This is a genomic window from Pedobacter sp. ok626 (genome assembly GCF_900100435.1).
In the GTDB taxonomy this organism is placed as follows: Bacteria; Bacteroidota; Bacteroidia; order Sphingobacteriales; family Sphingobacteriaceae; genus Pedobacter.
The window spans coordinates 85,430-111,018 of record NZ_FNEX01000008.1; the positions used below are offsets into that span (position 1 = coordinate 85,430).

The 25,589-nt window shown below is 38.9% G+C and carries 24 protein-coding genes; 10 read left to right on the plus strand and 14 right to left on the minus strand.

What is annotated here, in order from left to right:
• Window positions 1-19: 19 nt before the first annotated feature.
• The 3 genes from BLS35_RS12970 to BLS35_RS27810 all read right to left on the minus strand — a co-directional run bounded on the left by BLS35_RS12970 (window position 20) and on the right by BLS35_RS27810 (window position 2,598).
• Window positions 20-688 carry a response regulator gene (locus BLS35_RS12970; RefSeq protein WP_371328245.1) on the minus strand — a complete coding sequence of 223 codons (669 nt, stop codon included), beginning with the start codon at window positions 686-688 and terminating at the stop codon, window positions 20-22.
• Window positions 689-694: 6 nt separating this feature from the next.
• Window positions 695-2,380, minus strand: coding sequence for a tetratricopeptide repeat-containing sensor histidine kinase (locus BLS35_RS12975; RefSeq protein WP_090781630.1), 1,686 nt, complete (start codon window positions 2,378-2,380; stop codon window positions 695-697).
• Window positions 2,381-2,442: 62 nt separating this feature from the next.
• A complete protein-coding gene (locus BLS35_RS27810) occupies window positions 2,443-2,598 on the minus strand; it encodes a hypothetical protein (protein ID WP_165973306.1) in 156 nt (51 codons plus the stop codon).
• A gap of 243 nt (window positions 2,599-2,841) precedes the next feature.
• On the opposite strand from BLS35_RS27810, the gene BLS35_RS12985 reads away from it, so the two are divergent.
• The 5 genes from BLS35_RS12985 to BLS35_RS28375 all read left to right on the plus strand — a co-directional run bounded on the left by BLS35_RS12985 (window position 2,842) and on the right by BLS35_RS28375 (window position 5,830).
• Window positions 2,842-3,696, plus strand: coding sequence for a hypothetical protein (locus BLS35_RS12985; RefSeq protein WP_090781634.1), 855 nt, complete (start codon window positions 2,842-2,844; stop codon window positions 3,694-3,696).
• 77 nt (window positions 3,697-3,773) lie between these two features.
• Window positions 3,774-4,085, plus strand: a complete 312-nt coding sequence (locus BLS35_RS12990) for a DUF6804 family protein (RefSeq protein ID WP_090781636.1) — start codon at window positions 3,774-3,776, stop codon at window positions 4,083-4,085.
• Window positions 4,086-4,284: 199 nt separating this feature from the next.
• A complete protein-coding gene (locus tag BLS35_RS12995) occupies window positions 4,285-5,352 on the plus strand; it encodes a type I restriction endonuclease (protein WP_090781638.1) in 1,068 nt (355 codons plus the stop codon).
• 2 nt (window positions 5,353-5,354) lie between these two features.
• Entirely contained in the window at window positions 5,355-5,627 is a 273-nt protein-coding gene (locus tag BLS35_RS13000) for a hypothetical protein (protein WP_090781640.1), read from the plus strand.
• Window positions 5,627-5,830, plus strand: coding sequence for a DUF6804 family protein (locus BLS35_RS28375; RefSeq protein ID WP_371328246.1), 204 nt, complete (start codon window positions 5,627-5,629; stop codon window positions 5,828-5,830). Before BLS35_RS13000 ends, BLS35_RS28375 begins: the two co-directional genes overlap by 1 nt.
• Window positions 5,831-6,445: 615 nt before the next feature.
• Here the strand turns inward: BLS35_RS28375 and BLS35_RS13010 are convergent.
• From BLS35_RS13010 to BLS35_RS13040, 7 genes are all read right to left on the minus strand, one after another.
• Window positions 6,446-8,326 carry a RagB/SusD family nutrient uptake outer membrane protein gene (locus BLS35_RS13010; RefSeq protein ID WP_090781642.1) on the minus strand — a complete coding sequence of 627 codons (1,881 nt, stop codon included), beginning with the start codon at window positions 8,324-8,326 and terminating at the stop codon, window positions 6,446-6,448.
• A gap of 20 nt (window positions 8,327-8,346) precedes the next feature.
• The gene (locus BLS35_RS13015; RefSeq protein WP_132225990.1) at window positions 8,347-11,898 is read right to left on the minus strand and encodes a TonB-dependent receptor; all 3,552 of its coding nucleotides are present in this window, start codon (window positions 11,896-11,898) and stop codon (window positions 8,347-8,349) included.
• A 159-nt stretch (window positions 11,899-12,057) separates the two neighbouring features.
• Window positions 12,058-13,218 carry a FecR family protein gene (locus BLS35_RS13020; protein ID WP_090781644.1) on the minus strand — a complete coding sequence of 387 codons (1,161 nt, stop codon included), beginning with the start codon at window positions 13,216-13,218 and terminating at the stop codon, window positions 12,058-12,060.
• Between the two features lie 90 nt (window positions 13,219-13,308).
• Window positions 13,309-13,899: an RNA polymerase sigma factor gene (locus BLS35_RS13025; protein ID WP_090781646.1), complete on the minus strand. Its 591-nt coding sequence runs from the start codon at window positions 13,897-13,899 to the stop codon at window positions 13,309-13,311.
• Between the two features lie 115 nt (window positions 13,900-14,014).
• Window positions 14,015-14,350, minus strand: a complete 336-nt coding sequence (locus BLS35_RS13030) for a gamma-glutamylcyclotransferase family protein (RefSeq protein ID WP_090781648.1) — start codon at window positions 14,348-14,350, stop codon at window positions 14,015-14,017.
• On the minus strand, window positions 14,351-15,010 hold the full coding sequence (locus tag BLS35_RS13035) for a heme exporter protein CcmB (protein WP_090781651.1): 660 nt from the start codon (window positions 15,008-15,010) through the stop codon (window positions 14,351-14,353).
• 15 nt (window positions 15,011-15,025) lie between these two features.
• Window positions 15,026-16,438 carry a polysaccharide lyase 6 family protein gene (locus BLS35_RS13040; protein ID WP_165973305.1) on the minus strand — a complete coding sequence of 471 codons (1,413 nt, stop codon included), beginning with the start codon at window positions 16,436-16,438 and terminating at the stop codon, window positions 15,026-15,028.
• Window positions 16,439-16,521: 83 nt separating this feature from the next.
• Here BLS35_RS13040 and BLS35_RS13045 point away from each other — a divergent pair, with 83 nt between their 5' ends.
• Entirely contained in the window at window positions 16,522-17,013 is a 492-nt protein-coding gene (locus BLS35_RS13045; RefSeq protein WP_090781653.1) for a methylated-DNA--[protein]-cysteine S-methyltransferase, read from the plus strand.
• An 18-nt stretch (window positions 17,014-17,031) separates the two neighbouring features.
• Window positions 17,032-17,547, plus strand: coding sequence for a DUF421 domain-containing protein (locus BLS35_RS13050; protein ID WP_090781655.1), 516 nt, complete (start codon window positions 17,032-17,034; stop codon window positions 17,545-17,547).
• Here the strand turns inward: BLS35_RS13050 and BLS35_RS13055 are convergent.
• The 3 genes from BLS35_RS13055 to BLS35_RS13070 all read right to left on the minus strand — a co-directional run bounded on the left by BLS35_RS13055 (window position 17,531) and on the right by BLS35_RS13070 (window position 19,907).
• The gene (locus tag BLS35_RS13055) at window positions 17,531-17,962 is read right to left on the minus strand and encodes a hypothetical protein (protein ID WP_254778861.1); all 432 of its coding nucleotides are present in this window, start codon (window positions 17,960-17,962) and stop codon (window positions 17,531-17,533) included. The genes BLS35_RS13050 and BLS35_RS13055 overlap by 17 nt on opposite strands.
• Window positions 17,962-18,297, minus strand: coding sequence for a gliding motility protein GldC (gene gldC, locus BLS35_RS13060; RefSeq protein ID WP_084289924.1), 336 nt, complete (start codon window positions 18,295-18,297; stop codon window positions 17,962-17,964). Before gldC ends, BLS35_RS13055 begins: the two co-directional genes overlap by 1 nt.
• Before the next feature lie 281 nt (window positions 18,298-18,578).
• Complete coding sequence (locus tag BLS35_RS13070; protein ID WP_090781658.1) at window positions 18,579-19,907, minus strand: DEAD/DEAH box helicase; 1,329 nt, start codon at window positions 19,905-19,907, stop codon at window positions 18,579-18,581.
• Between the two features lie 155 nt (window positions 19,908-20,062).
• Between BLS35_RS13070 and BLS35_RS13075 the strand changes: the two genes are divergently transcribed.
• Window positions 20,063-21,397: a dihydroorotase gene (locus BLS35_RS13075; protein WP_090781660.1), complete on the plus strand. Its 1,335-nt coding sequence runs from the start codon at window positions 20,063-20,065 to the stop codon at window positions 21,395-21,397.
• Window positions 21,397-22,470 carry a DUF3810 domain-containing protein gene (locus BLS35_RS13080; protein ID WP_090781662.1) on the plus strand — a complete coding sequence of 358 codons (1,074 nt, stop codon included), beginning with the start codon at window positions 21,397-21,399 and terminating at the stop codon, window positions 22,468-22,470. Before BLS35_RS13075 ends, BLS35_RS13080 begins: the two co-directional genes overlap by 1 nt.
• Before the next feature lie 10 nt (window positions 22,471-22,480).
• On the opposite strand, the gene BLS35_RS13085 is transcribed toward BLS35_RS13080, so the two are convergent.
• Window positions 22,481-23,458, minus strand: a complete 978-nt coding sequence (locus BLS35_RS13085) for an RpnC/YadD family protein (RefSeq protein ID WP_254778863.1) — start codon at window positions 23,456-23,458, stop codon at window positions 22,481-22,483.
• A gap of 268 nt (window positions 23,459-23,726) precedes the next feature.
• On the opposite strand from BLS35_RS13085, the gene hscA reads away from it, so the two are divergent.
• On the plus strand, window positions 23,727-25,583 hold the full coding sequence (hscA, locus tag BLS35_RS13090) for a Fe-S protein assembly chaperone HscA (RefSeq protein WP_090781664.1): 1,857 nt from the start codon (window positions 23,727-23,729) through the stop codon (window positions 25,581-25,583).
• Window positions 25,584-25,589 lie beyond the last annotated feature (6 nt).

Consider the following 25,589-nt stretch of genomic DNA (forward strand, 5'->3'; position numbering starts at 1 on the left):
AAAGCGAGAAATTAAAGTATCAGATAATTTTGAAATCTTTACAATAGGCAATCAGCTGTTCATTGGTCGAAAAACTCATCACCTCTCTAATCAGATTGAGGCGTTTTTCAATGCTGCTCAAACCAGAAGGCTTGATATTCTGGTCGTCCAGATGTTTAGGGATCTCTTTTTGCTTTACACCACCAGCAAGCAAAGCAATAATAGTGGTATCGTAGCTTGTAAAATCATAGGTGTTTCTTTCTTTCATGAGCACCTTCATTTGAGCAGGAAAATACTTCTTTCCTTCGGCAATCGCTTCAAGGGCCAATTTGAGCTCCTTCGCATCATGCCGGGCTTTACGCACATAGCCGTCAATTCCCAGGTCTTTAATCAGCACGTCAATCACGGCAGACTTCCCCTCTGCCGAAAATACTAATACTTTAAGCCCGGGTTGCTCATCTTTAGCCGCCTTAATCAGCGCTGCTCCGTCAACAATTTTCTGAACATGATGATCTTCCTCAAATGAAAGATCGGTGATCAGCAGATCAAAAGGCTGACCTGTTTTGATTGCCTTTTGGATTCGGGCAAAAGCATCGTCGCAGTAAAACACATAATCCGAAGCTACAATTTTCAGGTCCTCTATAGTTTTGCGGACAGAAATACTGGTGCTTTCCTGATCCTCTGCAATTAATACGCGTTCGAACATCATATATCTTTAGGTAGTTGTAAAGGAAATGTGAATACTCAATCCCCTATCTTTTTCTGTATCAAAAGTAATTGCCCCACCAATACTGCAGATACGGTTTCCCGTATTAGTCAGCCCATTTTTAAAATTTGGCTTCCCTTTGATCCCTACCCCATCATCCATATAATAAATATTTACCTGGTTCCCACTTCGCTCAAACCTAACGACCACATTATTTGCGCCGCTATGCTTTTTCATATTCACCATCAGTTCCTGCAGGATATACTCTATTTCATGTTTTGCTTTTGGACTCACCTGGTTCCACAATGCGTCATCATTGCCTACAAAAGAGATTCTCCTGTCGTTGGCACCAAATGAAGCCATTAAACTATTAATTTTTTCCTGGAAATTATGCTCAGCAACAGGGTGCTCTTCATAGGTAATGTCACGCGACTTCTCATAAAGCACTTCTATGTCATCCAAAATACTTTCTTTATCCACCTCTTCCCGATTTTCAATTTCAGACATCATCCTGTACAACCCGTTTGCAACAACATCATGTACCTTTTTATGAATTTTCAGTTGATTCTCGCGAATGGCAGCTTTAGACTCCAAAGCTAACTTTTGCTTTCTTTTCTTATACCAGAGCGCAAAAATAACAACGCTGGCTACAATCAGCACAAACGTCCCAGCCAGTAAAAATTTCTGTTTAGTAATTTGATACTTCTTTTCCACATTGTCCTTCTGCAAATTGAGGTTATCCGCTTTACTCTTCTCCGTTTCATACCGGATCACAGCAAACTGGTTCTTAGCAGCATTGCGGTCAGTTTCTAGACTATCTTGTAATTTTTTGTACGTTTCAAAATATTGTTTTGATTGCTGATGCGGGCTTAGTTTAATCAGTCTTTCCAGCGCATACAACTGATCGTCCGCGCTTTTTATCTGCTGTGCCAAAAGATACATCCTATGTGCATAAACAATTGCAGAATCTGGCTTTTTAGCCATATAAAAATCGGTAAGGTGAGCTAAACTTGCGTTCAGCCCAAATAGGTCATTTTCTTTCTGGCGAATGTGCAAAGCTTTTAAAAAATCGGGAACCGGATTATATAGAGGGTTTTGCAACCATTTCGTTTTTGAAATATTGGATAATATCCTCGAAAATGTGATCGGATCATCTTGTATACTTTTGGTTGCGATCAGCTTGTTAAAATATTGAAGTGCTTCATCGTACTTATGCTGGTCAGTTAAATTAGCAGCCAGATTATTTAGATAAATATTCCTGGAAGCTTCTTTATTCGAGAACTCAATTGCCTTGAGCAGAAACTCAGCAGACTCCTGATCATGTTTTAACCGACTGGCCATTTTTCCCAGATTGTTATAATTGGAAGACAAGATTTCCCTTTCAGCGTCAACCTTGGGATCCAGATACTTTATCGCGGAGAGCGAAATTTCCTGACTTCCAAAAAAATCACCCCGGTCACCGCTAATGATAGCCATATTGATCAACGATTTTGCAACTTTAACACTATCGTTGTCTTTTAAGGCTTTCTCTTTAGCTTTATTAAAGTATAGGAAACTACTATCTGGAAGATGATGATCAGAAAAATACCAGGCCCGATCATAATATGGATTTTCCTTAGAAACCTTCTCTGTAATCCGATCCTGATGACAAGAATATAAAAGAAATAAAAGAAGAGGCGTTGTATATCTTTTCAAGATTTTTATTATTTCCCTAAAGTAAAAAAAATACGGGCAAAAAATGCCCGTATTCTTTATTATTACCTGGGTGGGTTGTTGCCCATTTCACCGCCTGGACCATCAGGCGAATCTGGTATATCATTAGTGGTTACAACCTGATCGTTATTAGTTGATGGCGTAGTTGAATGCGAAGGACAAATAAATCCCATTAAAAGATAGAAAATAATACTATACATGATTCAAAAATTTTAGAATTGAAATACTTGGTAGGCCTCCGCGAATCCTATCGCGGAGGTTGCTACATTGGCATTCCAGAAGCGCTTCTGAAATTTTTGGGAAGAATTGAGATTCCATTGCGGGCAGCAATAACTGCTTCCCAAACCGGTCATTACCTACCGCAATTTCCTCTCGTTTAAAATCTGTCTGTACATGAGCCGCAATAGCTAATCGAAGCTCCAACCGATTTCGAAAACAAATGTATGGCGACCAAAAGCGCTGAGCACCATGCGGTTCCGATCATTCCGATAAATCCACCGGAATTCCGGGAAACCGTAAAAGATTCCGAAAATTCCGGTTACATTTACTTATCAATTCATAGGATAATGCTCGATGATTATAAAAAAGCGGTGATTTCAGATTACCATAAAAAGAAAGATAATGATCAACTTTCTTCGAATTTGTCACGTCCGACCTGCAAAAGGTTGAAAGAAGAATGTCTTGTCGCTTTACAATCAAGAACACTTAAAAAGGACGAGAAAATTATCAGAGATTTTTTCAATAATTGTAATGAGTCAAATGACTATTCTAGTTGCATAAGAAAATTTGAGCGTGATAAATTCAAGCCATTAGACAATTTTATTTCAGGTGAAACAGATGTCAGGGACGAGAGAAATGTGGAAATTTTAGCCTGGCTTATAGGTTTTAATCCAAGACCATATGATTATAGGATAGACTATTCATCTACTACGGGCCACGTTGATATAGAAAAAATTGAGGATGTAAAAGAAAAGCTGGAACAAGATAAACTCGAAAACGAAATAACTGAGGTTACAAGTCTAATTTTTGGAAACACTTCCAAAAGAGTACCGTTAACCAAGTATGGAATTGACATCATCGTTTTGTTAATCACCATTATTGGAGGAGTAGGCTTATCTATGCGCAACGCTAATATTGAAAAAAATACCACTGCCTACATCTGTACCAGTAAGCTTGCAAAAAAATATCATCTGAGTAATAAATGTCATGGTTTAAACAACTGTAAAAGCGAAATTATTTCAACAACTATCGCTAGCGCAAAGGAGCGCGAAAAAACTTTATGTGAAATTGAACGGTAACCTAATGCTACTCCATCCTAAAAGGGATTTCAATCATTTAAACCAAACCTAAACGAGATCATGAAATATAAAAAATAATGGAAAAAATTATTAAAATAGGACTTTCAGTATTGTTACTACTTTGTTTATTAAAAATGCCGTATGGATACTATCAGTTTGTAAGGTTAGTGGCATTAATTGGATTTGCATACTTAGCTTATCAAGCAAATTTACAAGGGTTTAAATACGAAACAATCATTTTCACTATCCTGGCTATTTTATTCCAGCCCTTCTTTAAGATTGCATTAGGAAGAGAAATTTGGAATATCATAGATGTGGTCGTTGCTTTTGGACTTATTGTTTCATTATTCAGAAAATCTAAAGCTACCATTGATAAAGAAATCCTCTAAACAAACATTTCATGAACGAAACCATCTAAATGAGTTTATTATCAGTATTTTAAATTAACTATTGTTATTATGGATTTAAATTTTAAACTTTGAGATAACCAGATAAATAAAACGCTACTCAATCATGAAAATCTTTTCGAATCCTATATAAGGACTCCAGTAATAACGCTACCACTACCAACCATTTAAACCAAAACGTATGGACTTTAAAGATCAAATTGCTCAACTAGCAGCGCGTGTTGAAAAAATGACACCACAGATTCAAACAGAGGAAGCTACCAAAAATGCGCTCGTGATGCCTTTTATACAAATATTGGGCTATGATGTATTTAATCCTTTTGAAGTGAATCCTGAATTCGTTGCTGATATCGGAATTAAAAAAGGTGAAAAAGTGGACTATGCGATCATGAAAGATGGCGATCCTATTATCATAGTAGAATGCAAACATCATTTAGAAAAGCTTGACCCACACAACTCACAACTGTTTAGATATTTCCATGTTTGCTCTGCTAAATTCGGACTGTTAACCAATGGACTGATTTACCGTTTCTACACCGATCTGAATGATGTAAATAAAATGGACGAAAAGCCTTTCTTTGAATTCAATATCACTGAGATAAAGGATGCACAAATTGAAGAGCTTAAAAAGTTCCATAAGTCTTATTTTGATGTAGAGAACATATCAAACACCGCTTCAGATCTTAAATATACCAATGAAATAAAAGCACTGATCACTTCCGAACTAAGAAACCCCTCCTCTGTTTTCGTAAAACACTTTGCAAACCAGGTATACCATGGTAAACTAACAGAAAAGATATTGACGCAATTCACTGAATTGGTAAAACGCTCTTCAAACCAGGTCTTAAATGACGCTATTACAGATCGTTTAAAGACAGCTTTAGGTAAAGAAGAAGCGAACAGCAATCAAACGGAAGGTAAGGTGACTGCGGAGCCTGTAATGGCCGAGAGCAACATCGTAACTACCGATGAAGAGATTGAAGGCTTCTTTATTGTAAAATCAATTCTTCGTGAATCTATCGATCATAAAAGAATTACCTATAGGGATGCGCAATCATACTTCGCCATATTATTAGATGACAATAACCGTAAAACAATCTGTAGGCTATATTTAGGCAATAAGAAGTACCTGGTAATTCTTGATGAGAATAAGAAAGAGGTTAAGCACGAAATTACAGAGGTTGATGAAATATACAGCCATGCAGGTAAGTTCACTGAAGTAATAAATCGACTTATAAATTTAAATTAACGATGAAACATCAAAAAATAATAAATTTCACAATATTACTTATTGTAATAGCCTTCTTTAGTTCCTGCGCATCATCGGGATACACCAGTTCAGAATCGGGTTTTTTCTCCGGAATAATGCATGGTTTTGTTTTCTTTCCCTTTGCAATTTTAGCAAAGATTTTCGGAATGGATTATGACTTATACGCCAGCAATAACAGTGGATTATTTTATTGGATAGGGTTTATTATAGGTTTAGGTGGCTTAGGATCTGGTGGAAGATCAATATCTAGATAATGGAGAAAATTATTAAAATAGGTCTTTCGGTATTATTACTAGTTTGTTTATTAAAAATGCCATATGAATATTATCAAATTGTTAGCTTCACGGCATTAATTGTATTTGTATCTCTAGCTTATCAAGCAAATTTACAGGGATTTAAATATAAAACAATGATTTTCGCTATTCTAGCTATTTTATTCCAGCCTTTTTTAAGATAGCATTAGGAAGAGAAATTTAGAATATCATAGATGTGATCATTGCTTTCGGACTTATTGTTTCATTATTCAGAAAGTCAAAAGTGTAATTGATTAGAGCTCCTAACATAATGATTCCAAATTCGGTAAGACTAGAGTAGTCCATCTTTAAATATGCTGGTTTCCACATGTTAGGTATTACGACATGTTTTGAATAGATTGATAAAGAAACTTCAACTTAAATTAACGCAAAAAAATGAAAGTACTTACGAAAGTGCTCGATTTAAGCTTGGTTTTGAGTGCCAAAATAAACTTTATTTTACAAATAATAATGAGTATGCAGATACGCATTGCCCAAGGGAATAATGCTCCAGCAAATATTTGAGTCGGTTTTGCTCCATTTGGTTTATGGGGCATTCCCGGTTAGGAAAGTATGCCCCTTTGATACAAGACGATGCAGCAGTGCATACCCCTTAGTTGGCAGCATTTTTTTTAATAAAGCGTTTAAACTTCATCATGCAAGATCACTTATCGCTAAATACTTTCCAATATTCCATAGAAAACCAAAGGACTGCTGGTTTGCTGTATAAAAAAAGAGGGCATCTTTAGATGCCCTCTCCATTTACAGTAAGGTAAAAACTATTGAATTTTAGTACCATAAAATGGCCTGAATTCGTCATTAGATTTGTAAGTGTAATAAGTTGCTGGTGCGGTGTATGGATTGTTATAATGGAAGATTGCACGGTTTGCATTCAATTCAGCCTGATTCCAACCTGGAGTCCAGCCTGCAAATACCCCATCCATATTGATACAATACTGGTAACGCTCGTTATTATTTCCTAGGTATGCACGATGAATACCTACTTCCAAACGTTTAGCATCAAAATAGTTAATACCTTCTCCCCAAAACTCAACACCCTTCTGAAACACATATTCATCAAGAAAAGCGGCTTTAGTAGATGCGCTGCAGGTATAGGTGCTGTTACGTGTTTTTACAATACTTTCCAATGCAGTAGCTGCTGCAGCTACCCCCGAGGTATGCAGTGCGGCTTCTGCTTTCAGGAAATGCATCTCCTCTACACGCATGGCCGGATAATCTGTAGCACCACCAACTTCGAAAGTTCTGTAATCACCGCCGGCCGGCCGGAACTTAATGTTTACATAAAGCCATGGCCAGGATTGAAAGCCGTTTCCTTTATTGATGCGCGAACGTATCCAGGAAGGATTGCTGTTCAGCTTATATTGTTCCTTATCGGCATTAAAACCTGAGTAATCATTTTTCCAGTCTTCCTGTTGCGTGCTCTGATCATTATTACCATTTAACCATTTATTGTTAATTAGGGCACCTTTGGAATCTCTTTCAACCAGATAAGGCGCTCCTGCCTGTTGGTTGGTTGACTCATAAAAGAAGTTTGGAGCTAACCAGGACTTCTTACGAAAGTCTTTGTCGGAAAGTCGCTCATACCATTTACGATCTAATGAACGACCTACACGCCATCCATAAACTGAAAAATCTGCTTCTGTTCCGAAGATCATAGAAAAAACAAATGATCCTGTAGATGCTGCTTTGATATTACCTGCAGAAATAGAAGTGGCCAACATCCATGAATTCTGAGAATTGCGGTTATTAAAACCGTTTGAAGGATCTGTCCACTCTGACTCTGACAAGGGTGCCGCCCCGGAGCTGGAAATTGCTTTGTCTGCATATTCAGCAACTTTTTGCCAGTAAGCAGCCTCATCTTTATAGGTAGCCGAAGTGTTTACACGAGAAGCAAGATTGGTATATGCGCGTGCATACAGTCCATATACTACAGAAAGATTGGGTTGTACCTTATCTGTACGCACATAACCATTCAGATACAGTTCTGCCGCTTTCAGATCGCTTAAAATCAGGTTATACACCTCATCAACAGTTGCTCTGGGATTATTTGAGGCCTGTTCAGATGTTGTTTTTTCAGTAACAATGGGTACACCTAAGTTTACCAAATTATTTTCAGACGGTACATAATCGTATCTGGCATCCGTAGGTTTTTTGTATTCCATAATCTGCACCAATTCCATGTAATACAATGCACGGTAAGCATAGCTAATCCCCAGATAAGCTTTTTTCTCCTCATCCAGGTTATTGGCATCGATCAGTTTGATGACATCGTTTACGCTTTTGATATACGCATAATACACATAAGATGGGTATAGCCCACGGTTGGATCCCGTAGCGCTAACGGAGCCATTTGCATAGGCACCCATGGTGTTAAAGCCGTTTGCTCCAGAACATACCAGTTGCGTAGTTCCATGCTCCAGCATTCCGCGCATACTGCTATATGAAATCATTTCGATTCCACCATCGGTATTCTCATACCCCGCCATCGAGGTATAAATAGAATTGACCAATCCTTTTAAAGCTGTAGGAGAATTCTGGATTTGTTTATCCAGTACAAACTCTGTAGGTAATGTTTCTTTAATACAGCCACTCAGCCCCAGCAGAGCGGTAGCAATGAAAAGTATATGATTTTTTTTCATGATGTTTTCCTTAATTATATTTAGAATGTCAATGAAAGACCTCCTGAAAATGTACGCATTGGAGAATAAACTTCGGAATTGGTAAATCCTTGTAATGAATAGCGGGGATCAAATCCCTGACGGGCCGATATATAGAATGGATTTTCGACAGCCATATAAACCCGCAGTCTCTGAACATTAAATTTTCCAAGCAACTTAGCAGGCAGTGTATAACCCAGATTGATATTCTGAATATTTAAATAGCTCGCACTGGTAATAAAACGATCTGAACGTGCATTTTGCGAATTAATTTCAGAAAATAAAAGACGTGGTACAGCTGAGTTTTTATTCTCGGGACTCCATGCGTTCAACATGTCAACATGCCAGTTTGTAGCAGTCGTTCCACCGGTATGCATTAAAGTCTGATAGTTATAATCGTATGCTTTACCGCCAATCTGATAGTTCAGGTTCACAGAAAGGTCTATTCCGTGGAAATTAACCGTTGTACCAAAACCTCCGTAAAAATCAGGAAGTGCATCACCGATCAGGTAATCTGTTGCCTGACTTGGATCTTTCGTAGTGGTTTGCCCCGTTACCTCTCCATCCTTCACGGTATCCTTGTAAAACAGTGATTCACCAGTTTCCTGATCTAGCCCCGCAAATTTTGGTAAGTACCAGGTATAAAGCGGCAGCCCCTCTGCTACGAAATATTTATATTTAGATACAAAAGACTTATCCAGGTTCACGTAACCGATATTCCCTTCAACTTTTGTTTTCTTGATATCATCAGGCAAACTCAGCACTTTATTTTTTACATGGGAAATGTTAAAATTAACATCCCATTTAAGCGCTTTCTTATTGATCAGGTTTGCATTTAAAACCAGTTCAAAGCCTTTATTCTGCATATCGCCCAGGTTTACATAATAGCTGGTGTAACCAACAGACGGTGGCGTATTCAATGAAAACAACATATCACTGGTTTTGCGGTAAAAATACTCTGCACTACCGCTCAGTCGTCCATTAAACAAATTGAATTCTGTACCTAAGTTCCAATTGGTATTGGTTTCCCAGGTAATGTCATTAGATCCCTTTTGGCGCCATTGATACGCAACCTCGTTGTTGTTGTTCACCACTTTGTAAGAATCTGCAAACAGGTAATTACCAATATTGTCATTCCCCTGAGAACCTACAGATGCTTTGATTTTTAATGAATTAACCCATGGTGCTTTAAAGAAGTTTTCTTTTGAAATCAACCATGCCCCACCAACTGACCAGAAATTACCCCAACGGTTTTCTGTTGCAAAACGCGAAGAAGCATCGCGGCGATAGGAGACCGAAGCGAAATATTTGGTATCATAATCATACATTCCCCTAAAAAAATAACCTTCATTGTTATACTCATTGGCATAGGAATTAGGATTGCCATTCAAAGTCAATACCGTAGCAAGCTCAGTCGTGTTATCAATGCCGAAATTCTTCCCTGAAGCATCCAGGTATTCAAATCTATAATTGTAATATTCATGTCCTAACAAAGCACTCACATTATGTTTGCCAAAGCCTTTTGTATAATTCAGCAATTGCTGACTGTTGTAGGTAAAGGTCCTTGAAGCACTTTTTGATAAATAGCCGTTATCAGATGAGTTTGTATAATTATCAACAAAGGGGCTATTGACATAAGTAAACCTACGATCATAATCATAGGCATTCCCGTTAACCGTCAATTTCAAGTCTTTGGTTAAGTCAAAATCAGCATAACCACTCATGGTAAATGAATTACCTGTAGTTTTTGCGCTTCTATATTTATTCGAGAAAATGGAATTTCCGCCAATACCTCCGGCACGACTCAGATCATAGTTGTCTGCGAAGTCATACATCTGCTCGCCCCATTTATCGATCATGATGTTCTTATTTGCGTCACGATAGTAAACCGGATAAATAGGTGCAATCGACTTTATCGTACTCCAGATGGTTCCTGTTCCGATGGTCCCCTCCTCTGTCTGCATATAGTTGTATTTGCTATAATTCGCATTTCCGCCAACCTTTAGCCATTTTTTCGCCTGATAATCCAGTTTAAGACGTGCAGTTAGCCGGTCCTGACCAGATCCAAGCTGGATACCTTCCTGATCCAGATAGCCCAATGAGGTATAGTAATTTATTTTATCGGATGCTCCGGAGATGGAGGCGTTATACTCCTGGCGTAAGCCCGTTTGTAAGCCTTCTTTTTCCCAATCATCAGCTTGCAGCCAATATTGATTGTTGTTGTAGCTATAAAGCGTACCCATGGTTGCATTTGGATTCATTTTACCGCCACTCTGGATAAATTCCTGCCCTGCAGGAACAGTATAAACCATATAACCCGGTCCCACACCGCTAGATGCATTGCTGAGGTGCTGGTTGGCCAGCGTATGCGCAGCGCCTGGCGTCATAGCCCCGCCCCTGTCAGTTACGTAAAAATTAGCCAGCATCTTATAATATGTTTCATAGAACTGCTGAGCATTCATCACCTTATAGTTCTCCAATCCGTTAGAATTGGCCCCCAATTTGGCATCAACATTAATTTGTGCTTCACCACTTTTCCCTCTTTTGGTGGTGATCATGATTACACCATTTGCACCACGGGCACCATACAAAGCATTAGATGCTGCATCCTTTAATACGGTCATTGATTCAATGTCTGCTGAATTAATCAGGTTAAGATCACCTTCAAAGGGCATACCGTCTAAAACGATCAATGGTTCGGTATCCGACGAAATGGAGCCCAAACCCCTGATGGTAATAGAAGGTGAACTACCCGGTTGCGCAGAAGCACTGCTCAGCTGCACCCCGGCCACACGTCCTGCTAAAGCACCAAGCGGGTTCGTGCCCTGCGTTTTTTGCAGATCTTCCGATTTTAAAACACCAGCCGAGCCGGTAAAAGCTTCTTTAGTCGTTTTACCGAAAGCTACAACCAAAACTTCATCCAGGCCCGCTGTTAAAGGTTCCAGGCGGATAACGCCCATATTGCGGGCTGCTTTTACCTCCATCATTTTATAGCCCACGTATGAGATTTGTAGTATAGCGTTTTCATCTACTCCTGCCAGACTAAATACCCCGTTTTTATCGGTCATCACATATCTATCTGTACCTTTTACACGAACGCTTGCACCCGGTAGTGGCTGTCCGCTCTCATCTTCCACTGTTCCCCGAACATCAAATTTTAAAAAGGAGCTGATAATATTTTCTATCAGGGAGTTTCTCTTTTCGTTGATGATCACTGTTTTAGTATCCAGGATATACGTTAAGGGTTGATTTTTAAAGATCTGTTTGAGCACCTCTTCAATTGCCATATTGTTCGCATCTATGGTCACAGATTTTGCCTTCGCCAGCTGGTCGTCGGTATACACAAAATCGTACCCACTCTGGATCCTCAGTTCCCGAATGACCGTTTTTAATGAAACATTTGATCTGGTCAGATTTATCTTTTGTGCAAATCCGACAGCACTAACCTGCATACAGGTTGCTATCAAAATTACGGTGGTTAATCGCATAATCAGCAGTATTTTCGAGACGTGCCTATTGGGCACGATAAGTTTATTCGTATATTTTTTATACATTTACTTGTTTGGTTTAGGGCAAGAAACCTTATGTTTTGCAGACGGTTAGGTTTTTGCATGTTAGTTGTTTAGTTCAATTTCATAAGCCAAATATTTCCGGCTCCGGATGTGTCACAGGCTGCGATCTGTGATACACGGGGTTTGGATAATTATGGATAATTATTTTGTCACGTAAATCCTCCTTTCCTCGATTCTAAAGTTGACTTTTTTAGTGGATGCCAATATCTGCAACACTTTTGAAACGTTATCAAAGCGCGACACTGAGCCTCCAAATTTATTTTCAGGAATTTCCCCTTCGTAAATTACTTCTACATTATACCAGCGCTCTATCATTCGCATTACCTCCTGTATAGATGCACTCTCGAACATAAACTTATTATTTTTCCATGCGATAGAAAACCGGCTGTCAACCGCTTCAACACTTAGTTTTCCGCTTGTAATTACGCCTTGTTCCCCCGGATTCAGGATTGCATTAACACCACTTTTTGTGGAGATCTTCACACTTCCTTCCAACAATGTTGTATTTGAGGAGCGTTCATTTAAATAGCTATTGATATTGAAATGTGTACCCAGCACCTCTACCGACTGGTTGTTGGTTTCTACTATAAACGGAGCAGATTTATCTTTTGCGACTTCAAAATAGGCTTCTCCGTCCAAATAAACTTTTCGCTTGCCTGCTTGTTTCAGGTTTGCTGAGTAGGTCAAACTTGAAGCTGCATTTAACCAAATTTGCGAACCATCGGGCAACCGAACCTGATAAGTCTCGCCACGAGAGGTAGCCAATGTATTCATTTGATTTGCTGAATGCTGATTATCTTTGACCTCATAGATCAGCTCTCCCGCCTTAGTTTTAGAAATCTTCAGCCCTGCATCTTCAGCAAGCTTACCATTTTCAGCATTATCCAACTTAATTTGTCTTCCATCTGCCAAAGTGAGCGTCGCACCAATTTTTCCGGCATGGATATCTGTTTTAAATGCAACCGCCGGTTGAAGTTTTTTAGTAGAAATAAACCAAAACACTACAGCAGTCGCAAAAAGCAAAATTGCTGCAGCACCCGAAATTCTTAACCACAATTTTCTATGCATCTTCCTCAACTGTGGCGCTTTAACAATTCTATTCAGCAATTCATCTGAACGCACTGGCTCCAGATCATCCAGCAGATCGACAGGGATCTTTTTCCATGAATCCTCTATCAGCAAAAGTATTTGTTCCTCAGAATCAGGATCGTTGACGAATTGCTGCCATTCGACACTTTCCCCGACATTTAATTTGCCAGCAATGTATCGGTCGTGCAGATAATTTATTCGATTTTGATTCATTCCCTATATATTTATTTAGCCTTCTGTTATCAAAATAACAGCCCTCTAATAATAGAGACACTTGAAATGTGTAAAGCGGGCAATGAAAAACTAAATTATTTTGAATAAAATAAATAAAATGGTCAAATCTGTATGCATGCTGACATGTGCGCGCAAAGATTTGAGTGCTAATTTGAGGTGAGAGCGCACGGTTTCGGGTGATATATTTAGCTTTTCTCCCACTTTTTCATATTTAAGATCCTGCATGCGGCAAAGTTGATAAACAAGTTTTTGTTTAGGGGGCAGCATGGCAATACCCTCATTTACAATTTTTCTGGTATCATTTAATAAAATCTGATCTTCTGTATCAGAATCAGCGTATTCAAATCCTTCATGCAAGGGTTCAATATGTAAATTCTCCAAATTCTGTCGGCGCATCATATTCAAACATTTGTGCTTGGTAAGCTGAAGCAGATAGGCTTCGAGATTCCTTATATTTGTTAGATTGTCCTCTAAACGCCATAGCTTCAGGAAAATTTCCTGTACCGCATCTTCAGCTTGCATCTCAGCATGAAGATACTGAAGTGCAATTGTATATACTCGTTTTCTATAGGTGTTATAAATAATGGCGAAGGCATGCGTATCCCCACTTGCAACTTTGGCAAGTAATTCATTTTCATTTTCGGGCAACTTATGCGACATTAATTATGATCAGAAAGTAACATCAATATTACATATTTAAATCAGCATTTCTAAAATTTCAAATCTTTTAAAAGTGATTTTTTTAAGCGCATTACAAGAGACTATCCAGATAAAATTAGGATGCAATATAAATCCAGGCTTCCCGCCCGGATTCGAACTGTAGTTTGACTCTTTGATAAGCATCAGTCTCATACCCATCTGCCGCCAGCAGTTCTTCATGTGTAATTTCGAAAATAACGCCATCAATATGATCAGTTGCTATTTCAGATGGTATTGCCAAAAGATGAATCTCCTGTTCGCTTTTAGCAAGTACATCTTGGTCCACGATTACGATTGTCGAAAGCTTGTAGCCAATGAGGGTATCTTTGGAGCCTTTCAATAATCTACCAAAGGTCTCCAGTTGGACTTTATCTTTTTGTAACGTACCGTAAGAGAAAAGATATTCGTTCATTTAATCCCTCCACAAATAAGGAAAAAGTAATAAGGACACAGCCATAACGAGGACATTGATCACCAGGAGTATGCCTACTTCATCCCAGCTTACACTTCGATCTAGCCCGTCAATTGCATTTTTTGTGAGCTTTATCAGCACAATCAATACCGGAATAATAATTGGAAAACTAAGAATCGCCATCAGCATCCCGCCGTTTCCAGCCTTAGAGGCAATCGCAGATACCATAGTAAAAATGGTGGAGAAACTTAAACTGCCTAAAATGGTAGCCAGGATATACATCGGCAGATCTTCGGGAGTACGGTCAAATACAAGCATATAAAAACCCAGCGCAATGAGGGTAAGCAATGTCATCAGCAAAACATTATAGATCGTTTTACTAATAATCAAGGCTATTGGACTAGCGATCGTATAAATATAAAGCTGTCGACCTTTACTTTCCTGTAAAAAGCTTTTAGAAACTGCATTTATAGATGCAAAAAGCATAATGATCCAGAACAGCGCATTCCAGGTAATTTTATCAACACTTACGAAGGATAAAAAACATACAAATACGGTAGAAACCACATACAAAAGCACACCGTTTAGGGTATACTTTGAGCGCCACTCCAGTAGCAATTCTTTTTTAATTAAGTGTTTTACCTGGCTTGCTAAATTCATTCAGCCGCAAAGATACTATTTAGCTTTATATCCAACTAACTCCGGTGTCAAAATCCTCGCAACAACAGGAGCTGCAGAAACCTGATCAGCACCAACTTGTAGCGGCTGTTTCCGAGCCTGTCCATCCATATCAACAGTAATTAAGGGATAATCACCTGAAACATTTAAAGCAGGGTTAGCTCCTTGCAGATGGAATGTTCCCGTTGCATTGCGTACCAATTTAGGATCCAAAATCTTATAAGCGCCTTCAGGAATACTTCCCGGGCCTTTAACCTTATAAATAACATTGCCTTCCCATTTAGCATTGGCAAATGGACCATTTATGGAAACAGCATCTCCACCGCCCTGAATTAAATTATAAGCAATGGTAACATCCGTTGCACCCAGACCAACTGGTGTTCTAGGATTTAAAGTGATGTTATTTTTATTATTTACCAGCGTGTTAAAGGCAATTAAAATCCTATCCGGACGATCGTGAGAAGTAAGTGGAGCACCATCAGCCACTTCGGCACCACCATTACCAATGTTAATGGCGACATCACAATCCTCGAAATAATTGCTGTAAATGATATGATCATCTCCAAAAACCCTTAGTCCAGGTGTTTTAGTGAAATAGTTGCCATACACTTTATCAAAATTACCATGTCTCAAAGTCATTTGCGCCTTGCAATCACGAACCGTATTGTACCTAATTGTTACTGCACAGGATTTAACAGACAGCAGTTCATTTTCCCCTTCACAGTTCTCAAACAAGTTATACTCAAAAATACTATTGCTCGAAGAAAGGCTAAAACCACTTAAACCGAACTGTACAGCCTCTGCACCATTTCCAGTTTGCTTAGAAAAATTATGGAAATAATTATGATGAATCCACAAGCGCTCGGCAATCTGTTTACCTACACCCCTAACCCCAATAAACTTTCCTAAAGCATTTTTATTCTGAAAAGTATTGTAATCAACCTGATGATCATTTCCAATGATTGATAGATAATTACCCTCACCTACCGTTTCAAAAATATTCCTCGTCCATTGACAAAAACTGCTTCCAGCTGCTATCTCATTTTTATTAGACGCATTTGTAAACTTAAACCCACGTATAATCACATAAGTTGCTGGTTTTTGAATACTCAATCCACCTGTTCCATTTATTTCTGCCCCGCCAATTGTTTCAGCAGCAATCGTAATTGGCTTAGCGGCTGTCCCTTTACTTTTCACAACAATGTTATCTGTAGCAGTATAAACTCCGTTGTTCAATAAGATTACATCTCCAGCGGCAGCATTATCAATTGCTTTTTGTAATTCAGCTAACGAAGCAACAGTAATCGTCTTCGCAAAGCTGGCCGCAGGATTGCTTAACATTAAAATTAGCAGAAAGGTACAAGCGCCAAAAAGCTGCTTTTTCAATTGTTTTGTAATGGTTGGTCTCATAATTTGATTATTCGAATATTTGATCAAGTTAGCTTTTCTTAGTTTATATATAGTCAGCTAAATATTCATATTATTGTATCATAATGGCAAATCAATATTGTACAATCGTAGATAGCCCAATAGGCCAACTCAGCATTTTTGCAGATGATGATTTTATAAACAAGATCACTTTTAAAAAGATGGATCCTTCAGGTTTGACGGAAAACAAAGTGACTAAGCTTGCCGGTTTACAATTAGCCGAATATTTCGAGGGGAAGCGTCAGTCCTTCAACCTACCTATTAACCAAAGTGGAACAGATTTTCAACAATCGGTATGGAAGGAGCTGACTACAATAAAATATGGAACAACGATTTCCTATCTGCAATTCTCTATCCAATTAAACAATGTGCTTGCCATAAGGGCTATAGCAGCCGCAAATGGAAAAAATGATTTGGCAATTATCATCCCTTGCCACCGTGTAATTGGCAGTAACGGCAAACTTGTTGGCTATGCCGGGGAGTTATGGCGGAAAAAATGGCTACTGGATCATGAACGTGAGGTCAGTCAACAAGGCCAAATGACTTTAAGATTTTAATAGCTAATTTGTAGACAAATGAACGAATATCTCGACATTATACTAAGAAGTCTGGCAGTATATGTTTTTATGCTTGTGGCGATTCGCTTAACTGGCAAAAAAGAACTTTCCCAGTTAAACACTACCGATGTAGTTTTAATCCTGCTCATCAGTAATGCGGTGCAAAATGCAATGGTAGGCAGCAACACCAGTCTTTTAGGTGGACTGGTTGCTGCTGCAGTATTATTTACCTTAAATTATCTGCTAAAAAAGCTGATGTTTAAGAACGAAAGATTCAGAAACCTGATCACCGAAAAGCCTGAAATTCTAATTCATAATGGCAATCTCGATTTTGCAAAACTGAGCAAGCTTGGGATCACCAATGAAGAACTTCGGGAAGCCATCAGAGAACATGGTATAGAAAAATATAAGGATGTAAAGCTAGCCATTATGGAAGCCGACGGAAACATCAGCATCATTAGTGGCAACGAGAACTTAAAACAAACTCAATATAAACGGAAAAGAAGACATAAATCGCTTAGCGATTTAAATTAACTTTGTCCAAACTAATCTGTTCCGAACCAACTAGTTTTGTTTTTCTAACCGTAATCATAACCGTAGCTCCAGCCAATATTACAAACCAGCCCCATTTAAATTTCACTAAACCCGCGGCAAAACTAACCAGCTTTTTGAAATGAAGGAAGCCAAATGCGTCCATTGTTTTAAATTGAATACCGGCAAGAGAAAGTACCACCAAAGCAATAACTGCCCAGCCTGCAAATCTCACTATACCTGCTTTTTCTTTAAATGCACCGATCAAGCCAATTACAACCAAAACATAAAATGTTATGGCCAAAGTTTGGTCTACCTGAAAATAATTCCAGTTTCCTAGAATAGGCACGCGTACCAGTGGACACATGCCACCAATGGCCATAATTATGGCACCTATAATCCCCTGAATTTTTATCATTACCCTTTTGTATTGATTCCCATTTTATCGGCAAAATGCGCACAATAGTCACGCAAATCTTCTACGATTAAATTCTCACCAGTAGCTTTTAAGAAGCTATCGCCCATAGTTTGCAACGTCTCATAAAAAAAACGTTTCATCTCATCAACAGGCATATCTTTAGTCCACAAATCAATACGCATTGAGTTTTTATAGTTGTGATCCCAAAGTGCAAGCATCATAGATTTTACGGGTACTTGTTCTTTAGTCTCGGCATCTGTAGATTCCCAAAGGATATTATCCGGCACATTATTGTCATCCAGTTGAACTGTGATTTTGATCTCTGCTTGTTTCATTATACTATACTAACTTTTATTATAAATATTAAAATGACGATGAAGACGATTAACACGCCTTCGATTACCCATAGCTTTTTAAGGCTGGGAATAAATTTCCTGAAGATCTGATCAGATACAAAAGCAATAATAGCAGTTAAAAAGCAAAACCCCGAAAGTAGCCAGGTAACATCCACATGTTGAGGCCCCTTATCTTGTTTACTCAGTAGCACCATTACAGCAATTACCAGACATAAAGCCGAAACAATATTAAGCGGGGTAAGTTTTACTTTCAATCTTTTTTACTTCTTACTTTTAAACTTCTTTTTCTTCCAATTTGGCTGCTTATTGGTCTTATTCCTTGCCGCATTGGCTATCGCCGCTGCATGTTTTTTCTCATGGAAAGCACCTTTAAAGTCAGGATCATCCCTTCTTTTCTGGTCATCAATAGCACGCGCAATCGCCTGTTTCTCTTCATACGGAGTTTCCTCCACAAAAACTTCGGCAGGCAAAGGTACAACAGGAATCTCTTGTCTGATCAATTTCTGTATTTTCTCAATGTAATATTTCTCCGCCGGAGTACAGAAAGTCAAGGCATCACCTTTGGCATAGGCTCTGCCCGTTCTGCCAATCCGATGTACATAATCTTCAATAATGATGGGCACATCAAAATTGATCACATGACTAACTTCACTTACATCAATACCTCTCGAAGCCACATCCGTGGCTACCAATACCCTTATATTACCTTCTTTAAAAGCATTAATGGAGTTGATCCTGGTATTTTGCCCCTTGTTAGCATGAATAACTCTTACGACCTCTTCACCAAAGCGACGGGTAATAAAACTAAATATGTTATCAGCAACAGTTTTGGTTTTACAGAAAATGATCAGTCGTTTAAACTCCTCGTCATTTTTCAATAAGTGTTGCAGTAAATTGATTTTTGTTTTAAAATTGGGTACTTCAAACAATACCTGTGTAACCGTAGCCGCAGGTGTAGCCTGTGCACCAACCTCAATAATGGTAGGATTTTTTAAGAAATCACCAGCTATTTTCTGTACCAGATCACTCATTGTTGCAGAGAACAATAAGTTCTGTCTACGACGTGGAACGATTTCCAAAATTCTATGTATAGAGCCAATAAAGCCCATATCCATCATTTTATCCGCTTCATCCAATACTAAGAATTTTAAGTATTGTGTGTTGATGTGGCCAGCTAAATAAATATCAAGGAACCTACCTGGGGTAGCGATGATAATATCTACTCCAGCTTTGATTTGTTCAATTTGAGTTTTAGGTCCGATACCGCCAAATACCACAACAGAACGTAAATCTGTATAGGTAGAAAACATTTTTGCGTGTTCTGCGATTTGCATAGCCAGTTCCCTGGTTGGTGCCAAAATCAATGCACGTGCTGAATCGCCTTGGGCATACTTCAACTGCATTAAAATAGGTAACAGATAAGCCGCTGTTTTTCCGGTTCCTGTTTCAGCAATTCCAAAAATATCCTGTCCGGATAACACTGGTGCAATTGCTTTTTCCTGTATTGGGGTAGCAGTAGTAAACCCTGCATCCGCTACAGCGTTTAGTATTTGCCTGTTGAGGTTAAAATCCTCGAATTTCTTGGCCATTTTGCAAAAATAGACAAAATTTATTTACTAGTCTTTTCTAAATGTAGCGGCAGGACGCTCTGTTGAGTTCATCCCTATTATATTCTGAACAATCAATTTCATTCCTTTTATCCTATTATAGATTAAATTGCCTAACTTTTTCTAATTTTGGCAATATGAACACCATTCTGATAAAAGCAGCTTCAATTGTAAATGAAGGGCAAATTATTGTTGCCGACCTACTCATCAAAAACGGACTTATAGAAAAGATCGCCCCAAACATCGATGTTCCTGCCGATCAGGAGATCAATGCAGAAGGCCTACACCTTTTCCCTGGAATGATTGATGATCAGGTGCATTTCAGAGAACCGGGTTTAACACACAAGGCTGATATCTTTTCGGAAAGCATGGCTGCAGTAGCCGGAGGTATCACCTCTTTTATGGAGATGCCCAACACTGTACCCAATACGCTAACCCAAGAATTGCTGGCCGACAAGTACGCTATTGCATCAGAAATGTCGCTGGCCAACTACTCCTTTTTTATGGGAGCTTCCAACAACAACCTGGAAGACGTACTAAAAACAGATCCTAAAAACGTCTGCGGCATCAAGGTATTTATGGGTTCATCTACTGGAAATATGCTGGTTGACAATGAAAAAGTATTAGAGAATATCTTTAAAGAAGCGCCAATGTTGGTGGCTACACATTGTGAAGACGAGCAGACCATACAACGTAACCTTGCGGAATACAAAGAAAAATACGGTGAGAACATTACAATCGATATGCACCCGCTCATCCGTAGTGCAGAGGCTTGTTACAAATCATCGTCAATGGCAGTAGAATTGGCGAAAAGATACCAGACACGTCTGCATATTTTACATATTTCTACGGCAAAAGAAGTAAGCTTATTTGACAATAAAACACCGCTTGCAGAAAAAAGAATAACGGCTGAAGCTTGTGTACATCACCTGTGGTTTGACGATCAGGATTATGCAACCAAAGGCAATTGGATAAAATGGAACCCTGCTGTTAAAACTGCCGCAGATAAAGCGGGCATCTTAAAAGGTTTACTGGATGGTTATATCGACATTATCGCTACCGACCATGCCCCGCATACGATTGCAGAAAAGGAGCAACCTTATTTACAGGCTCCATCAGGTGGGCCACTGGTACAACATGCCTTGCCTGCACTTTTCGAAATGTACCATCAGCATAAAATATCTTTAACGCAAATAGCTGAAAAAACCGCGCACAATGTAGCGATATGCTTTGATATCGATAAAAGAGGTTTTATTAGAGAAGGCTACTGGGCCGATTTAGTATTGGTAAACCTAAACGATCCTTTTAAAGTAACCAGAGCAAATGTGCTGTACAAATGTGGTTGGTCGCCATTTGAAGGGCAAACTTTCCAGGCCGAAGTTACCCACACTTTTGTGTCAGGAAACCTCGCTTATCAGAAAGGCAGATTCACTACCCAGGAAACGGGAAAACGTCTGAGCTTTAATCGCTGATGAACACTACCTACCCGCCAAAATTGAAGCAATTCATCTTGCTGTTTATCTTTTCGGCGGTGGTATATACTTTTGGTTTCAAAGAACAATGGGTAGAACATTTGTATGCTCGCGGGACTTACCAAGTCATATCGGTTGTACAACGCTACATTAGTAGTTTTCTTCCTTTTGCACTGGGCGATTTTCTTTATCTGTTTCTGATTCTTTATGTCATCAGATGCCTATACCTATTTTATAAAAAACTAATACAAAAGAGAGTAAAGCGAAGCGACTTGCTCAACATTACATTGCCGGTCCTTAGCTTCTTCTTGATCCTGTACCTTGCCTTCAAAATATTATGGGGGCTTAATTACTCGCGTTTACCAATTGCCAAACAACTCGCCATCAGCGATGAAAAATATACTACCCCACAATTGGTTTCTCTGGGCGAGTATTTCATTGAACGATTAAATAGCCTTCAACACGTAAAAAAGCAAAGTTATACCATACCTCAATTACAAGAAAAAGCCAAGCTGGCTTACGATGGTATGCGACAGAAAAACGCCTTATTTACTTACAGATCGCCAGCAGTAAAACCCGTTTTAAACAGTTGGGTAATTACTAAGATCGGCATTGAGGGGTATTACAGTCCGCTCTCCGGCGAAGCCAATGTAAACATGCGTTTACCGCTTACTTCTCTCCCATTTGTAACCTGCCATGAGATCGCTCATCAGTTGGGTGTGGCAAGAGAGGATGAGGCCAACCTAATTGGTTATCTGGTAGCTTCCAATAGTAGTGATCCTTATTTCCAATATTCAGCAGTATATGAAGTATTTAAAAATATCCTGTTCGAAATCAGAATGAAATCAACAGATGATTACGAACGTCTTTATAAAACCTTAAACGCAGTAACTATAAGAGATTTAAAAGCCGACAGAGATTTCTGGCAAAAGTACAACAGTGATATGTTTGCTTATATGGATGTGGCTTTCGACAGGTTTTTAAAGCTTAATAGTCAGCCCAAAGGCACCGATAGTTATCAGGATATTGTATTGTGGCTGTATAATATCCACAAAAAAGAACTCAATAAATAATACAATTAGGCTACAGTGATTTGATTTCCTCTAAAGAGAGACCAGTGATTTTAACGATAGCATTAAAATCAACACCTTCATTCTTGCAATTGCGGGCTACAGCCTTTTTCTCTTCCTTTTTTTCCTCTAAAGCTTTAGCACGTTCTAACTGGCGGCCTTTTTCAATCCCTTCCTTCAATCGCCTTTCCAGTAATATCTCCTTGACTCCCATAGGTGCAGTCTTTCCAGTTAATTTTCGAACTTCTTCTTCAAATTTAATCATCATTTCCGGGTTTTCAAAATTCACATAATAAGCAAGAAAAGCCATTATCTTTTCATGTTTCACTTTAGTCAGCTTTCTTTTAATTAATTCACGTGTTAGGTCCATCTTTATGTTCTTCAGACCTTCATCGTTAATTTTCTTATTTTTCAATGCCATTAAAACAGTAAGCGCTACTACAGCAAATGGATTAGGATTTGCCCGTAGTTTTTCTTCATCCTGGTCTAAAAGCTTATAGGTGTTAAATTCATAATTTAGCTTGGTCCCCAAATACTCCTCATTGTATACTTTGGGATGATAACTTTTCACATCATCAATTAAAATAGCGAACGCCGTAATGGAGACATTATGCTTATCCTTGGCTCTATAAAAATAGCGGAACATCCTTGAGCTTAGCTCTTCGTGACCTTTACTACCCTGTATTTCGACATGTATCAATATGAATTTAGAGCCTCCATCTTTCAAATAAACTTTTACCAGTTTATCCACAAATCTTACTCCAGCAGATCCCTCTTCTGGTGGAAATAGTCTGTTAAACTCCTTGTCAAGAAAAACGAATTTCTTTTTAAAATCAAACAGGTCATCTGCATCAGGAAAGAAAAACCTCAGAAAATCTTCAAAAACATCTGCTAAAATCCCCTTCCAAAGTTCATCATCTCTTCTGGCAGGCTTTCGCATAGCTTTTTGTTTTGGTTTTGGCTGCACAATCACGCTTGTCTCTTCCCGCATCTATTGTTAATTAACTTCTTAGCAAAAATACTATGATCATCATACACAAACATCACTTAAACAAAACTCAGCGTAATACGCAGTTTCAACTAACGCTTGCAAAATAAAAGACGTTTTCCCTGCCCACAAATACCATGACACAAAATATAATACCGACCTCATTTAAAAGCGCAGGCTCTTATCGGAACAGCTTTAAATTATGTAGAACAGCAAAACATTACAACCTTAAAACAAAATAAACCCGAAACATTCCTAAATTTGCCAGACTATGGCAAAGATATCCATTAACCTGGCGACAGGTTCACTGCAAAAAGAAGAGATCATCGTTGGAATTGACTTAGGCACAACCAATAGTTTAGTCGCCTTCATCAATCCTGATAAAAACCCACAAGTAATTAATGATACTGGAAAAGGTCTGTTAGTACCTTCAATAGTACATTTCAACAAAACGGGCGATACACTTGTAGGTAATGAAGCCAAAGAATTTCTGACAACAGATCCAGAGAACACGATCTTTTCTGTAAAACGACTACTAGGCCGTTCATATAAAGATGTAGCCGGTCATCAGGATACATTTTCTTACAAAATCATCGATGATGAAAACGATTCGCTGGTAAAAATCAAAGCCGCAGATAAATTCTATACCCCAATTGAATTATCGGCCGAGATTTTAAAGGAACTAAAAGCCCGTGCTGAACATGCTTTAAAAACACCAGTAAATCGTGCGGTAATTACAGTTCCTGCGTATTTCAATGACAGTCAGCGTCAAGCTACTCGTGATGCGGGTCGCTTAGCCGGTTTAGACGTATTAAGAATAGTTAACGAACCTACTGCCGCTAGTTTAGCTTATGGCATAGGCCTCGATCCTACCCAGCAAAAAACCATTGCCGTATACGATTTAGGTGGTGGAACATTTGATGTATCCATCCTATCCATTCAAAATGGCATATTCGAAGTTCTGGCCACCAATGGAAACACCTTTTTAGGTGGCGATGATTTTGACCGCGCCATTGTACATTACTGGATAGAAAAAAATAAAATAGACACCGCTCAACTGGCGGAAAACCCTGCTTTAATGCAAACTTTAAGGCTAAAAGCCGAGGCTGCAAAGAAAGCATTAAGTACCCAAAACCTGTTCAATGAACAAATGGGTGACATCTGGTGTACTATTGATAAACAAACATTCGAGCAACTAATTGCGCCTAAAGTTGCGGAAACCATCAACTCTTGCAAACAAGCATTGAGTGATGCAAAATTAACGATAGCAGAAATTGACGAAGTGGTATTGGTTGGTGGATCTACCCGCACACCATACGTTAAAAAACAAGTAGAAGATTTCTTCGGCCGTCAGCCTCATGATCAAATTAACCCGGATGAGGTAGTGGCCCTTGGTGCCGCTATACAAGCTGATATCCTTGCTGGAAACCGTTCAGACATCCTATTATTAGATGTAACCCCGCTTTCATTGGGCATCGAAACGATGGGTGGGTTAATGGATGTTATCATTCCAAGAAATGCTAAAGTTCCAACCAAAGCTGGTCGCCAGTACACCACTTCTATCGATGGACAAGTAAATATGAAGATCTCTGTTTTTCAGGGAGAGCGCGACTTGGTACAAGAAAACAGGAAACTAGCAGAGTTTGATCTAAAAGGAATCCCTGCTATGCCTGCAGGCTTGCCTAAGGTCGACATCAACTTTATCCTAAATGCAGACGGCATACTTACCGTTCAAGCCATTGAATTACGCTCTGGTGTAAAACAAGAGATAGACATCAAACCAAGTTACGGCTTGACCGATGATACCGTTGAAAAAATGTTGGTTGACAGCATTACCCATGCTAAAAGTGATGTTGAACAGCGTATGCTAATTGAAGCCCGCAGTGAAGGCGAGCAGCTCGTTTATACAGCAGAACGTTTTATTGAAAAACATGCCGTATACCTTACGGAAACCGAGATTACAGAAACAAAAACATATATCGAAGCCTTAAGAACCGCCTTAACCAAACCGGAGAAAGACGAAATCCTTAAAAAGGCTGACGAATTAAATGAATTTACCCGCCCTTTTGCTGAAAGAGTAATGGATGTAGCTGTTTCTTCGGCTATGAAGGGAAAAAGTATCGAATAAATAACC